Source organism: Cohnella sp. 56, from assembly GCF_037963805.1.
Lineage (GTDB): Bacteria > Bacillota > Bacilli > Paenibacillales > Paenibacillaceae > Cohnella.
This window is the reverse complement of the sequence record NZ_JAZDQE010000003.1, coordinates 519,104-531,294: the sequence shown is the minus strand read 5'-3', so window position 1 is coordinate 531,294 and position 12,191 is coordinate 519,104. Positions and strand designations below refer to the sequence as shown.

The 12,191-nt window shown below is 54.1% G+C and carries 14 protein-coding genes; 1 reads left to right on the top strand and 13 read right to left on the bottom strand.

All coding sequences use genetic code 11. From position 1 onward, the window contains the following. Positions 1-68: 68 nt before the first annotated feature. Positions 69-329 (bottom strand): hypothetical protein, encoded by a 261-nt coding sequence (locus VQ071_RS07885; protein ID WP_340513359.1) that lies wholly within the window; start codon positions 327-329, stop codon positions 69-71. 58 nt (positions 330-387) lie between these two features. Here VQ071_RS07885 and VQ071_RS29275 point away from each other — a divergent pair, with 58 nt between their 5' ends. After that, on the top strand, positions 388-609 hold the full coding sequence (locus VQ071_RS29275; protein ID WP_445293266.1) for a helix-turn-helix domain-containing protein: 222 nt from the start codon (positions 388-390) through the stop codon (positions 607-609). Positions 610-838: 229 nt separating this feature from the next. Here VQ071_RS29275 and VQ071_RS29270 read toward each other — a convergent pair whose 3' ends face one another. The 12 genes from VQ071_RS29270 to VQ071_RS07830 all read right to left on the bottom strand — a co-directional run bounded on the left by VQ071_RS29270 (position 839) and on the right by VQ071_RS07830 (position 12,162). Further along, positions 839-1,171, bottom strand: coding sequence for a LytTR family transcriptional regulator DNA-binding domain-containing protein (locus VQ071_RS29270; RefSeq protein WP_445293265.1), 333 nt, complete (start codon positions 1,169-1,171; stop codon positions 839-841). 12 nt (positions 1,172-1,183) lie between these two features. Continuing rightward, positions 1,184-1,303 (bottom strand): cyclic lactone autoinducer peptide, encoded by a 120-nt coding sequence (locus VQ071_RS07880; RefSeq protein ID WP_340513358.1) that lies wholly within the window; start codon positions 1,301-1,303, stop codon positions 1,184-1,186. Beyond that, positions 1,296-1,823, bottom strand: coding sequence for an accessory gene regulator ArgB-like protein (locus VQ071_RS07875; RefSeq protein ID WP_340513356.1), 528 nt, complete (start codon positions 1,821-1,823; stop codon positions 1,296-1,298). The genes VQ071_RS07880 and VQ071_RS07875 overlap by 8 nt, the downstream gene beginning before the upstream one ends. Continuing rightward, entirely contained in the window at positions 1,820-2,446 is a 627-nt protein-coding gene (locus VQ071_RS07870; protein ID WP_340513355.1) for a hypothetical protein, read from the bottom strand. Before VQ071_RS07870 ends, VQ071_RS07875 begins: the two co-directional genes overlap by 4 nt. A gap of 68 nt (positions 2,447-2,514) precedes the next feature. Further along, positions 2,515-2,946 (bottom strand): hypothetical protein, encoded by a 432-nt coding sequence (locus VQ071_RS07865; protein WP_340513354.1) that lies wholly within the window; start codon positions 2,944-2,946, stop codon positions 2,515-2,517. A 330-nt stretch (positions 2,947-3,276) separates the two neighbouring features. Next, positions 3,277-4,059: a DUF1906 domain-containing protein gene (locus VQ071_RS07860; RefSeq protein ID WP_340513353.1), complete on the bottom strand. Its 783-nt coding sequence runs from the start codon at positions 4,057-4,059 to the stop codon at positions 3,277-3,279. Then, the gene (locus VQ071_RS07855; protein ID WP_340513352.1) at positions 4,046-4,321 is read right to left on the bottom strand and encodes a phage holin family protein; all 276 of its coding nucleotides are present in this window, start codon (positions 4,319-4,321) and stop codon (positions 4,046-4,048) included. Before VQ071_RS07855 ends, VQ071_RS07860 begins: the two co-directional genes overlap by 14 nt. Positions 4,322-4,334: 13 nt before the next feature. Then, complete coding sequence (locus VQ071_RS07850; RefSeq protein ID WP_340513351.1) at positions 4,335-4,694, bottom strand: hypothetical protein; 360 nt, start codon at positions 4,692-4,694, stop codon at positions 4,335-4,337. Between the two features lie 58 nt (positions 4,695-4,752). Then, on the bottom strand, positions 4,753-9,723 hold the full coding sequence (locus VQ071_RS07845; protein ID WP_340513350.1) for an LPD38 domain-containing protein: 4,971 nt from the start codon (positions 9,721-9,723) through the stop codon (positions 4,753-4,755). A 2-nt stretch (positions 9,724-9,725) separates the two neighbouring features. Next, positions 9,726-10,085, bottom strand: a complete 360-nt coding sequence (locus tag VQ071_RS07840; RefSeq protein WP_340513349.1) for a glucosaminidase domain-containing protein — start codon at positions 10,083-10,085, stop codon at positions 9,726-9,728. A 56-nt stretch (positions 10,086-10,141) separates the two neighbouring features. Continuing rightward, the gene (locus VQ071_RS07835; RefSeq protein WP_340513348.1) at positions 10,142-11,596 is read right to left on the bottom strand and encodes a hypothetical protein; all 1,455 of its coding nucleotides are present in this window, start codon (positions 11,594-11,596) and stop codon (positions 10,142-10,144) included. Between the two features lie 47 nt (positions 11,597-11,643). After that, entirely contained in the window at positions 11,644-12,162 is a 519-nt protein-coding gene (locus VQ071_RS07830) for a hypothetical protein (RefSeq protein WP_340513347.1), read from the bottom strand. Positions 12,163-12,191 lie beyond the last annotated feature (29 nt).

Sequence of the window (12,191 nt, the reverse complement as noted above, 5' to 3'; positions counted from 1 at the left end):
ACTGATACCACGATAGATGGTCAAATTGTGAGCGGCGTGGTCAAATTGTGGTCAATTTTCACGTTCTATTATCTACTCTGAACATACTTCAAAAGTTCTACTCCATCCCTAAATCCGCACCTGTATGCGTGATCTATTAATTGATCTTTTTCGATGAATAGTGTCTCCAGTCGAAGTAATTCATCGAATACTTCAGGATGACTTTTAAGCATATCCTGGTGCACTTTTTCGAATTCAGAAAAGGTCTTCCTGTATTTGATTTTGCAATCTTCTTTAATTTCTTTGACCCTTGCTTTTATTGACGGTTCCAACCATTTATAAACTTCCATGACGTCGCTCGCTCCTCTTTGCTATAATGTAGGAAAAACATGCTAGGAGCAGGAGTACATGTCCCTTACCAGGGGGAGATGCCTGCTGCCGGACCTGCGTAAAAGTCGAGGCTGGACACAAAAAGAATTAGCTGAGCGATTAAAGCCTTACGTCAATGTACCGGTGCCGTCCTTGAGTAAGTATGAGATTGGCGATCGTGATTTGCCTGATCTCGTTCGCAAGGCTTGCGCTATCGTATTTGATGTAACGATGGACGACTTGTACGAGTACAAATGGTAGGTTCGCAGAGGCGAGGGCAGTAATGCCCCTCCCCTCTGCTGAGGTATCTAATGGAGGATACTATAAAAATGTCAACCACCCTTTCATTTTATTAAATGGGGTATTGACAACATTATCTTTCAAAATATTAACTGTGTAAACAATAATTCGGCGCGCCGAAAATAGATAGATGTAAGGCGTCATTCGACAAATTATATATTGACAAATAAAAATGCCGCCCATTAGGCGGCTATTTATTATCAAATATCGACAAATTACCCACTGATGCCGTGCAATATTTAGTGCTCCGATTAAAATGCACAGTTCTCAGCTTTTTGTCTATCCTTGCAATGTTGGGTATATATGCCAATGAGTTGCGATCTACAAAATCAAATTGCAATCCTGACGAGGTTAGCGCAATGTGCCAATACTTAAGCGTGCCCGGCATATAATACTCTCCGTCGATGGCGTGTATCACAACACGATCTTCGGTTTTTAAAGGCTCGAGATACAATATGTCAGTAGCATCAACCTCGCAAAAACCTCCCTCGCCCGTTTTATGCTTGGTCAATTGGAGTATCATACGCAAATCTCCTTACTTAAGCAATTCTCGCGGCACTTTGGGCTGATTGATGTAAAACAAACTCGCCGTCGAGACAAATACCACAGCCGACAATGCCAAACCAGTCGCCAACAGATTAGCCAGTTTACGCATTTTTTTCACCTCCTTTCCGAATTAAAGTTAATGCCTGAACAAACATGGCTGCAATTATTGGAGAGTATCCGATCGCATGTCCAATACAAATTAAAACGATGGATGCTATCTTGAGATGTGGATAAAAACGCCGCGGTATGCGGGTTTGGTTGTCGATCCGCGAAGGCGCATATATTGCCGCCAGTACGGCACTGATAGCGGATAGCACCAATGACACTACTGCACCAAAATCTGCATAAGACAAGGTGGTAATGCCGGTCACAGACACAGCAATGCACAGCGCACCACTTTTAAGATGATATCCTCCAGATACTTGCCGCACTACGGCAAAAGATATTAGCGCGGCCAACGCTCCCTTTGTCTGTCCAGTAGCCAGAGATACTAAGAGCGATGTTGTCACGATTGCAATTAAATTGATGTAGGCCGATAAAGCAAATGCCATTACCTCTACACTTGCAGGGTTATCGGGCGCTAGTCGTTTAATGCGATGAGCTAACCTGACAGCTATTGCATCCGTCATCGCTGCATCTCCTTATTAATAAGGTAGTAAGCAAAAAATAATAGAGATACAAGTAGCAGCAATAAATCAAAATAGACCTCGCGGTAGTACAGCATCACACTAAAAGCGACTACCATAACGACAATAAAGCCTATTACCATCACTCTCTCCCATTTGTGCCGGAGAGGATCGAATCTAAAGGACAGCCCCAGACCTCGCTTGTACAAATACTGCGCGATTACAAAAAGGACAACTCCCGTTATTGACTGTAGTATGTATCCTCTGACCGGCATCACCTGTGCGGCGGCCGGGCTTAAATATCCAAAAGACAAAACAATAATGAGCGCTTGCATTAGCACCGATACAATATACCCTAGCAGGCTTACGACAAAAGACCATAACAGCGGCACACGCACAATCAGCCAAACAAACACAGTTATCAACAAGAGGTTAATCGCCGGGCTTAAATAGCTTAGTGTAAGTTCCTCTCGTAGCGTATAGCTTTGCAGGGCCATTACAAAATCAACTGCAATCGCTGGCACTAGATAGTGGACTACTTTGTACCTAAATAGCGCTAAGATTATCGTCAGAGCGCCGAAAACCTCGATCATTGAAAAAATGACAAACTTTATAAACTCCGACAAAAGTATCACTCCGTAAGACTTGATACCCTTATTTTAGCATCTATCGGAGTGCGCCGACGACAAAATAATTACTTTGATTGCCGAGTTTTTGGCAGCACTCGCAAGTGCTGAATAACATCGCCCATATACTCCCCGAGCTGGACGCGTATCTCTCCGCGCGCTGCCTCTTTGGTCATCCCAAATTTATCGGAGTAGCCACGACAGTTATAGCCGACGTACAGCGCAATATGATCCTGGTCCATCTCCCACGTTTTTATCTGTCTGCTCCGCAAATCTGTTCGCAAGTCAGATAGGTCTTGCGTGATGATGTCCATCAATGTTTCGGCCAATAGGCCATTTAGTTTGCGCAGGACCGCCCCTGATCGATCAGCATACCCTTTATGGACATCCACCAAATCAAGCATATACGGGGCGATAAGGAGGTCACGGAGCATGCACATCTCGTGTGTGTTTAATCGCCCTGTCTGATCGTCATTATCCTCATAATGCATGTAGCTCATGAGGCGCCATACCCCCTGGATGGGACGCACGCCAGGACGCGCTCAACGGTCAATGTACGGGGCTGCCGCTTGTCGTGGTCAAATACCTTGGCAATGTCGCCCGAGACGCTGGAGACGGTTACGCGGCGCTGCGTAAACGCCCCGTTGCTGTCCTCGTAGATCAAATCGACATTTCGTCCTATGTACTTATCGAGTTGCATGCTGATCGCCTCGATTCGTCAAAATACAAACATTTGTTCTTATATTAACCAGTTCACCCGAACTTAATCAATAGGCGACAACTACCAAAAAATAAAAAAGCCCGAGAGCCGAAGCCCCCGGGCGAATGAATCAGAGCAGATAAAGCTTTTTGGTATCGTTGTCCCACTTGTACCGCACACCTGTCGCGTCGAGCACAGCGGCTACAGGCGCGACCATGCGGCCGTCGACCAGCTCTCCTGTCGCGATCAGCGCGTTGTCTGCCAGGCGCACGACCTTCGGCACGATCTCCGCTGCGGTCGGCTGCGGCGCTGGGGCGACAGGCTTCGTATTCCACCAACCCTCTCCGCCGTACGAATCGTTCAAGTCGACTGTCACGCCACCGACCGACGTGCCATTTTTGTACTGGTACAAGTTGGCCTTGCTGCTCTTGCGCTCCTTACTCCACGCATACGTCTGCCAGAAGTGCGTGCAGGCTCCCCGCCGCGACATTTCCTCGACGACGGCGTACGAGCCGTACACACCGATCTGGTAGCCCGGGATCTCCTTGGCGGCCGCGCGCAGGTAGTCCTCGATCAAGTCGTAGTCCTTCGGCTGTGCGTCGTAGTCGACGGCGAAGTAGATCGCACTGCCGATCGGCTGTTCGATGGCCCGCGCCTCCAGGTATGCCGCCGCCCCGTCCTTCTGCCCGTTCGTGGCGCCACCCTGGGGCCGGCTGGCCGTTGTCTCGAACACGCTTACGACCTGCATGCCTGCTGCTGTGATGGCGACCGCCTCCGCGCGCGTCAGACGCTTATGTTTGTAGGCAATCGGCACGAGATACCGTGCCGCCCACTTGTAGCCTGCTGCCGCAATGGCGGCGGCCGTCTTGGCCGTGAGCGGCGTTGCACAGTCGATGCCCTTAATTGCTGCCATCGGTTACACCCTCCTTTGTCTGCTTGACGAGCTGATAGCCATAGACAGAGACCGCGCCGCACAGAAAGCCCTGCAGCAGCGGCAGCGGGCCCGGGCCGAGTATCCAGACGGCCAGCAACACGGCGACGAGCGTCACAACGTAGACGATCGACCAGTCCGGGACGCGCGGTGTGCGCTTGAGCATGAAGCCGAGCACCCAGCAGACGGTCAGCACGATCAGTAATTGCGGGTCAAGAAGATTTTCGATAACAGTCCATTCCATGGATGAGCGCCCCTTAAAATAATTTGAATGCAGCGATGATCAAGCTGCCGGCCGTGAACATGATGCCGATGAGCCAATGCCGGTCCGTCTTGCGTTCACGCTGCTCGGCCTTGAGCCGCTCGGCCGCTGCCCGGGCTTCGGCCTCTATCCGAGCGTTGAGCGCTGCCGCCTCCGTCTCCACGCGAGCATTAAGCAGCCGGATCTCGTGATCGTAGTGCTTGTCCATCTCTTCGAGTCGCTGTTTAGACTCGTCTTGTCGATGGTGTGCCGCCTTAGCTGACTGGAGCGCCTCGGCCGCCTTGTCGCGCGCATCGAGCTGCATATCCAACTTCGTCTCGACACGAGTGAGTCGTTGAAGGATCTCTGTTTGCACGTCTGTCTCTCCCACTCGCCCACCTCCAATAGGAAAGGCCCCGCGTGTGCGGAACCCTTCACTTCTTCATCTGATCGCGCACCGCGATGTACGCTCGCCGGGCCGTGTCGTTCCGAAGCTCCGTCAGCTCGCGCTTCTTGTCTTTCTTCTCGCCGGCGCTCAGCGGCATCTTATCGACAGCGCGAATTGCTTTTGTCACGTCCCCGATGTCGCTGGCCGTCTGATCGATGTATTTGCGGAGCGCATCGTTGTAGCCAGGCGGGATGTCCCCGGTCAGCTTAATGTCCGCATATTTCCGACCCAGCCTATCCTTCAACTCGTAGAAGTCGCCGGTCGCGTCGTTGCTGAACACCGAGTCGGCTGTGACCTGCTTCGTCAGTGTCTCACCGACCGTTGCGCCCTGGGAAGTCGCCGGCAGACCGAGTTGCCCGAGCACGCCCGTATAGGATCGAATCAGATGATCGACCTGCTTCGGGGATACGTTCAGCACGTCGCCAATCTTCTTGCCGACCTCGGACGTATTCGCGTCGAACTGGTAGCGCGGAGAAACGCCCTCTAGATACTGCGGGACGATCGGAGCACCCGCGAAGTTCTCATTCGAAGCAACGTCAACGATCGGCCCAAGCACCGTATCCCTCACCGGCGCGATGGCCGCGCCCATGAAGTCGCCGTGCGCGAGTTCCTTCGCAGGAATGCCCGGCGGAGCGAAAGCCGTCGTCACCGTGTCAGCGAAGTCGCGGAAAGATTCCGGATCTTCGTCGGCCCATGCCCGCATCGTCCGCTCGAGCAGCGCGCCGAACGGTATGCCGAGCTCACGCGGCCGCGGAATCTTGATAAACTGGCCGTCACCGCGCGGAATCAAAAAGAAGTTGTCCTTGGTATAGTTGGACAACTCCTGATAATCCTGCCTGCCGTGATTGATCGCGTAAAGCCCGATCGTCGGCACTGTAATAGCTAGGAACGCCTTCGCCGATACAGCGCCTGGATTGTCTTTGAAAGCCCGTACCGTCTTGTCGAGGCCCTGTACAGCGGCGTTAAGATATGGAAGGAATGCGTCCGCGTCCTTGATCGTCGAGCCTTTGCGCTTGAAATTCGTCGTCAAGTCGTTCGCCTGAAACAGGCCCTCCTGCCGGCTCGCGTAGCTGTCGCCTCCCGCCTTCGTGATTCGCTTGAACTCGCCCACGCGCGGCGCCGACTCGATGACGTTGGACAAGTTCTCCAGCGCTCCATACGCGCGCGGCAGCAACCCCATACCCTTTTTCTGCTGGGGGAGCAGTTCGCGTTTGGCCTGTGAAAGCAAGTTGCGATCTGCGGCCACCGGGCTGCTGTGCCCGCCCCCAACTGCCTTATACCGCTGATACAGCTCCTTGTTACCAAACGTGCTGACCACGCCATCTAGCAGATCCCACGCAAAGCGGAACGGGTTGTTCGTCGTTTTGCTGAAGATGTACGCCGTCGGAATGTCTCGCCAGATATTTCGCGTCAAGCTGAACACCGGGTTAACTCCGGTCGTGAGCAACTTCATCGCGTTCGTCACCTTGCGGGCGGCCTCGACCACCGCATTTGATGTCTGCGGCGTCAGATTTGCCAGCGCCTCAAGCAGCGGGATATCGTTCACCTGCACCTGGACAGGATTACCCTCCACCATACCCGTCACGATGTTCCCGCGGCCTGCGACGCGCTCTTTCTGGTTTTTGTTGTATGCAGCTTCAAACTCCCCGTCGAGCTTCTCCAGCAGCGATTCGATACCTTCGTCCTTGATCATATTGTTTATCGCGTTGAGCGATGACTGGTGCATGTTCTGATTCTCCGGCACGAGCTCCGCGAAGCCCTGCAGCGCTTCCGGCTCCTCGTTCAAATGCTTGATTACGGTCTGCATGACCTCGTTGCGCTTGGCCGTCTTCACGTACTTGTCGACGTATTCAATGATCGACTCGATCGGGTCAATGATCGGACGCTCCGAACCGGTTGGCGAATAGCTCTTGACCGGGTTGCCTTGGCCCGCGAAGCCGCGGCGTGCCTTCCCTGGAGGACGGCCACTCTGCTCGAGTTTGGAAAAATACCGCTTGTTCGGTACCCAGTACGGATTCGCATCCTTCCACACAGTCCACAAATCCGCGGGGATGATGCCAGTATCGACGAGCCATGCTTGGCCGAGCTTATCGTTCCAGGCGTAGAGCTGATCGGCAATCCCTTCGAACTCGGGATAGGTGTCCTGATACGTACGAATCTTGTCCGCCAGCATCTCTGCCGTCATGCCGACACGGCGATCGTACACCGTCTCTCCGCGGCCCATCCGTGTCTCGGCATGCCGCGCGATCAAGTAATCGAGGAAATTGGTATATGACCGCCGCGGGATCTGCTTCGTGATATCTTTCAACGCTTCGCCGATCGCATTCCCCTTCGCGTCGACCATCCGCTCGGTTAAGATGTGTTTAGCGATAACGTCTGCGCCACGCGTGTTAAGCGCCTGGACATAAGCCTTCTGGTCTGCGGGCAAAGGCTTGCCCATTATTTCTTCAACGTATTTATCGAGCTGATTGATCCTCTGCAAGTTGTCGACGTTCTTGCGGTAGAAATCGTCGGCCATGCCCGCAATGTCGAATGGCTCCCGGCTTGTCTTCGTCTCGATGTACGTCCGGGTGTCTGTCGGGTTGGTAAACTTCCCGTTCTTTCCGCCGCCTGCCGCGAATCCGAGCGGCCCTGAGTCAACCTTTGGAGGCTGTGTTTTAACATGTTCAGGCGAACTTACAACACGCGGTTCGGCAGCTCTCGGAGCAGATTGCCGTCCTGTTCCTGGGATCGGATCAACCCCCGGTGCGCGTGCCGGTACCGACTGCGGAGCTGCTGCAGGCGAGCTGACGATCGGAGACATCGCAGGTTCGGCCTTTGGTTGGTATTTATCCATCCGAGATACTTGTCGCGGACCATCCTCCGTGCCATGCCAGTTTTGCGGATCCAACAAAATAAGGACCCTATGTGGGTCCTTACCTGTCCGGTGTCCGCCGGTATGTGTTAGTCCGTCATAGCCGGCCTTTTTAAGATTAATCGCCAGCTCCTGCATGTCTTCGACGAACGAATTCGTTGAAATGCCCGCCTCATGCGAAAAGCTTTCTATTTCCCCGCGTATGACTTGTATGATTTGTTCCGTCGTTGCGCCTTGCCCAAGCTCGCGGTCCAGTAATTTTGTAAAGTGGTTCGCCTCCTCGAACTCTCTTTCGTATGCATAGTCGAGAGATTGAACCGACTTTCGTAAAGCGTCCGCTGCCTCTGGCGATGGGGGTTTTTCGAGATCGAGCACCCGGTTCACGCTCGTATTGAGCTCGTAGACAGTCGGCGTTTTTGACCTACGCCCTCGGCTGTTGGCGTATCCCTCCGCGATAGAAGGATTGTCCGTCAGGTATACGCCCTGCCCGAATAGAGATTCATGGGAACCGACGAACGGGTCGAGCATTTCAGCCGTTAGCTTATCAGTGCCGGTCCCGTGATACCAGTTTTTTGTATTGTAGACACGCGCGATATTTTCCGGCGTATCGTCCATCCCACGAGCACGTAACAGCTCTTGAAGATTATTCGGCTCGGGAATGACTTTCCCAGACGTTAGCGATTCGTGCGCCCGCTGCAGCTGGCCCTTTACCTGTTGCAGTGCGGCGACCGTCTCGTCGTAGCCGTTCTCTGCCCTCCAGCTCGGCAGCTGCTGCCCGCCATCCGTGAAGCCCTCATCGACGTGCTGCTTCGCGAGCGCGAACAACTCTTTGTTATTCGGCGCTCGGCCGTTCGTCCGGTAGAATTCCTGATACCATTCCGGGTTGTTCGACTGTCGGCCAAGGCGTCCCGTTACGTCGCCGGCTTCATTCCGAAGCAGCGCTCCCTGCTCAACGCCTCCACGATCGACCATCGACTGCTTCAGATACTTGTACTGATCGTTCACGGCCTGCTGGTAACGGGACTCGAGCGCGCGCAACTCGTCGTCGATTGCGGAGATCTCCACCTGCGACTCGTTGATATTCCGCCAGCGTGCCGCCTCTTCGGCAGAAGGCTCTGGCAGCCCGCGCGGTCCGCTCTCTGGCACGTTGATGACATCCGGCGTCTCAGCGACATTGGCCTGCCCACGTGCCCGCGGTTCCGGCAGCGCTAGCAGCTTGTCGATCGTCTCGGGATTAGCTGCCGAACCGCGATAACGACGCAGGACGGAAGCGAGGCCGCTCACCGCTGTGTCGCCAGCTCCGCCAAGCGCACCGCCCAGCACAGCCGCCTCGCCAATCTCCTGCGGACTCGTATGTCCAGCAGCAGCGGATAGGCCAACATTTTGGTACGCCCCAGCGATGGCGCCTCGCGCGCCCGTCGTCGCAAGCCGCTGCGCCGTATTGGCGCTGACGCCCGGCGCACCCTCGATGACCTGTCCCAGCTTACCGACGGCCTTGCTGCCGAGACGCGTTGAAAGCGCCCCCGCCGCCAGATCATAGCCGCCTTTGACCAGCGATTGCTCGAGCGCTGCCGGGTTAATGGCCGCGCCGCCTACGAGCGAGCCCGTGATATATGCGCCTTTGCCGCCGACGTCCGGGGACGCGGACTGCACACCTGTCAGCGTCTCCTCTGCACCTCGATTAAATCCCGTGAGCCAGCGGCCCGGCTTCGTCGTCAACATGAACTTGTCCATCGCATGCCCGAACTTCTGCAGCAGCTTCGGAGCACCTGCCCGTGATGCGTCGCGCGCTGCCAACTCCTGCGCACCAGGGTCAGTAGAAGGAGCAATGGGCGATGATGGCGACGAAACGGTAAACGAAGGCTTCGCGATCGTTGCCTGCTGGACGTGAAGGAAATCAAGCGGCGTCACTGTCTGCGGGGCTATCATCGGATTCGCGTTCGGCACAGTCACGGAAACCGGCGCTACAGATCGATTACGAATCCCATCGAACTCGCTAACTGGCGCCGCACTTGGCGAGCTAACGCCGGACAAGCGATTCTTAACCGATTCCCTAGCTGCCAGCCCCTGCGCCCGCCGGCGCACGTTATCGAATTCCGACATGCTTATCCCCCCGAAAACATTTTGTAATACTTGGACACGCCGGATATCCAATTGTTGTTGAGACCGGATGGGTCATTGGATGCTCCGACAGGCGCGTATTTACGCTGTATCTGTGCTATGGTCGTCAATCCTTGGTCGAAGTAATTCCGCTTCAGGTTGCTCGCCATTTTGTCGATTCCCTCTTGCAAGCTGCTGAAAGACATGAGGCCATTCTTGCCCATCATCCCGCCGACGTTGTACTTGTTTTTTGCGGCATTGGACGTTCCGTTTCCGGTCTCATGTACTGCGATGGCGGCTAGCAACGCCGGGTCAATGCCGTACTTGGCCCCGGACGCCGCGAAAACGTCTCCAGACCCGCTCAATACGCCGCCGAGAGATTTATTTAATTTGGCCCCACTAGCTGTCGCCGTGGGGCTACTTACTTTCCCGAGCTGGCCCCGTACTTCGCCTTGTATCGGTCGATCTCAGCTTTGGTCATGCCGAGTCCGGCAAGCACTTGGTTCGTCTCAAGGTCAGAAAGCCCGGAGTCCACGACGTTCAGGAACATCTGCTCACGCTTCGCAGGGTCTGTCGTCAACTGCTCACCCAACTTTTTCCGTTCCTGCCCGGGTAATACAGGCGATTGATCGTATACTGGTTCGGTATAAAGGCTTTTAATATTCGACAGAACATCGTTCGCGCTCATCCCTTGACGGGCCGAAGACGACGGTTGCGACATCTGCCAATCGAGCGACGCCCACTGCCGGTCGTTGTCATCCTGCTGCAGAAGAAGCTGCGCTTGGTTGATGTCCAGATTGCCAAGCTGCACCTGCTTGCTCAGCGCATACTGCAAGCCCTGCATTTCCTTGTCCTGATCGAATTGCTGCTGCGTCAGATCGTTCGTAAACAGACGCTGCTGCTCCTGAACCGTCTGCTGACCGTCTGGTAGGCGACCCGTCAGTCCTGCCATCGCCACGCCCTGTTCAAACTGCTGCCCCTGTGCGACGAGCGTCGGCGTTCCCGCCTTTGCGATATTGCCTTGCGTTCCTGACAGAGACACTCCAGATCCGAACAGAGTAGAATCGACGCCCAATCCCTGGAGCGCAGCGCGATAAGCATCAGCCTGTTGGCTCAGTCCCGCTCGCTCTGCAACTGTAATACCCGGCGTCTCTGCCTGCTGCTTAAGCTTCTGAATCGCTGCGATATATTGACGCGCTTCTCCAGATAAGTAGTTGCCGGTCGTCTGCGCTTCCGAGAGAGGATCGGCAAAATCTTGCTGGCGCTGCAAGCCGTAGACATTGGCCAGGTTTGCCATACGATCCTGCGAGACGCCATAGTTCGCTTGCTGGACTTGGAGATCCCGATTCGCCGAATCGGCGTATTGCGCATATGCATTTTCAATAAGCTTCGGCAGGACATCCGTCTCCACCTGTGCCATACCTTTCGTAGCGACTTGCTGAGCAACGCCCTCAGAGTAGGATGACCTTCCCTGTCCGTTTGCTCGGAGTCTCGCCCCGGTGTCGGCTTGTTCTTGGGCAATATTTGCTTTAGCGCTCGCGATCGCATTCGCATAGTTCGGATCTTTGTACTTGTCATACTCGAACTTTTCCGGAGGCGTGAACTTGAACGGCTCGGCTGTCGCCGCTGAGTTGATCGCGCTTAGCGTCTGCTCCGTCCTTGTTGTCGGCAGCGTTGCAACGGAGGCGGACGCAGTTGATGTCGGGCTGCTTTTTACCGCTTGAAGCGCAGCTGCTGTTGGCGTGTATGGCTTAAGTTCATACCCTGCGCGAACCGAGTCGTTCTTCAGGCGCTGCATAAGATCCGTATCGTTGCTTTTATTGGCATCTTGCCAGCGCTTGTTTTGGCTGGCCACGTAACCGGCGTTAACGGCCATAATCGCACCTCGCTTCTAGAAATGAAAAAGACGCCCACGAAGGCGTCTTATCGCTGGTTGATTTGCTTTTGGAGTTCATCTCGACGGGCTTGCAGAGTTTTTAATTTGCTTGCAATCGGATCGTATTCAACATTTAGGTCTTCTATCTGTTTGGAAATTTCTTTTTGCTTGTCAGGGTTAGCTCTTCCTTCAGTTTCAAGCCTATTAACTTCTTCGGAATATATCTTGAGTTTCATTGTCAGAGCCAAGAGTTCTTGATTTATTGCGGTCAGTTCATTTGCATTCTCGCTCACCGTGGAATTCGCCACCTCTGTTTTTTTTGTAAAAGCTACTGTCTTGTCCTCAAACGACACATCGTATCCCGTTGAGTCGCCTACCGAACGCAAAGGCGCATAACTTGATCCGTCAATGACAACGGCTTTCTGCGAAAGAGCAGCTCCATCTACCACGACTGTAAATTCACCTTGCACCTTTTTTCCTACAACGCTGCTAGTAGCCGCAAATGAGCTGACAGAAGCCGTCATCATTACACCCGCAAAGAAACCGACGATAAAACTTTTTTTCATGACTGTCTCCCCCATGAAATGGAATATAC

What these genes read in the sequence shown, in the direction of transcription:
- VQ071_RS07885 (WP_340513359.1), bottom strand. Translation starts at nt 329, where the DNA reads ATGGAAGTTTATAAATGGTTGGAACCGTCAATAAAAGCAAGGGTCAAA.
- VQ071_RS07835 (WP_340513348.1), bottom strand. Translation starts at nt 11,596, where the DNA reads ATGGCCGTTAACGCCGGTTACGTGGCCAGCCAAAACAAGCGCTGGCAA.
- VQ071_RS07875 (WP_340513356.1), bottom strand. Translation starts at nt 1,823, where the DNA reads ATGACGGATGCAATAGCTGTCAGGTTAGCTCATCGCATTAAACGACTA.
- VQ071_RS29275 (WP_445293266.1), top strand. Translation starts at nt 388, where the DNA reads ATGTCCCTTACCAGGGGGAGATGCCTGCTGCCGGACCTGCGTAAAAGT.
- VQ071_RS07860 (WP_340513353.1), bottom strand. Translation starts at nt 4,059, where the DNA reads ATGGCAGCAATTAAGGGCATCGACTGTGCAACGCCGCTCACGGCCAAG.
- VQ071_RS07880 (WP_340513358.1), bottom strand. Translation starts at nt 1,303, where the DNA reads ATGCGTAAACTGGCTAATCTGTTGGCGACTGGTTTGGCATTGTCGGCT.
- VQ071_RS07855 (WP_340513352.1), bottom strand. Translation starts at nt 4,321, where the DNA reads ATGGAATGGACTGTTATCGAAAATCTTCTTGACCCGCAATTACTGATC.
- VQ071_RS29270 (WP_445293265.1), bottom strand. Translation starts at nt 1,171, where the DNA reads ATGATACTCCAATTGACCAAGCATAAAACGGGCGAGGGAGGTTTTTGC.
- VQ071_RS07865 (WP_340513354.1), bottom strand. Translation starts at nt 2,946, where the DNA reads ATGAGCTACATGCATTATGAGGATAATGACGATCAGACAGGGCGATTA.
- VQ071_RS07830 (WP_340513347.1), bottom strand. Translation starts at nt 12,162, where the DNA reads ATGAAAAAAAGTTTTATCGTCGGTTTCTTTGCGGGTGTAATGATGACG.
- VQ071_RS07845 (WP_340513350.1), bottom strand. Translation starts at nt 9,723, where the DNA reads ATGTCGGAATTCGATAACGTGCGCCGGCGGGCGCAGGGGCTGGCAGCT.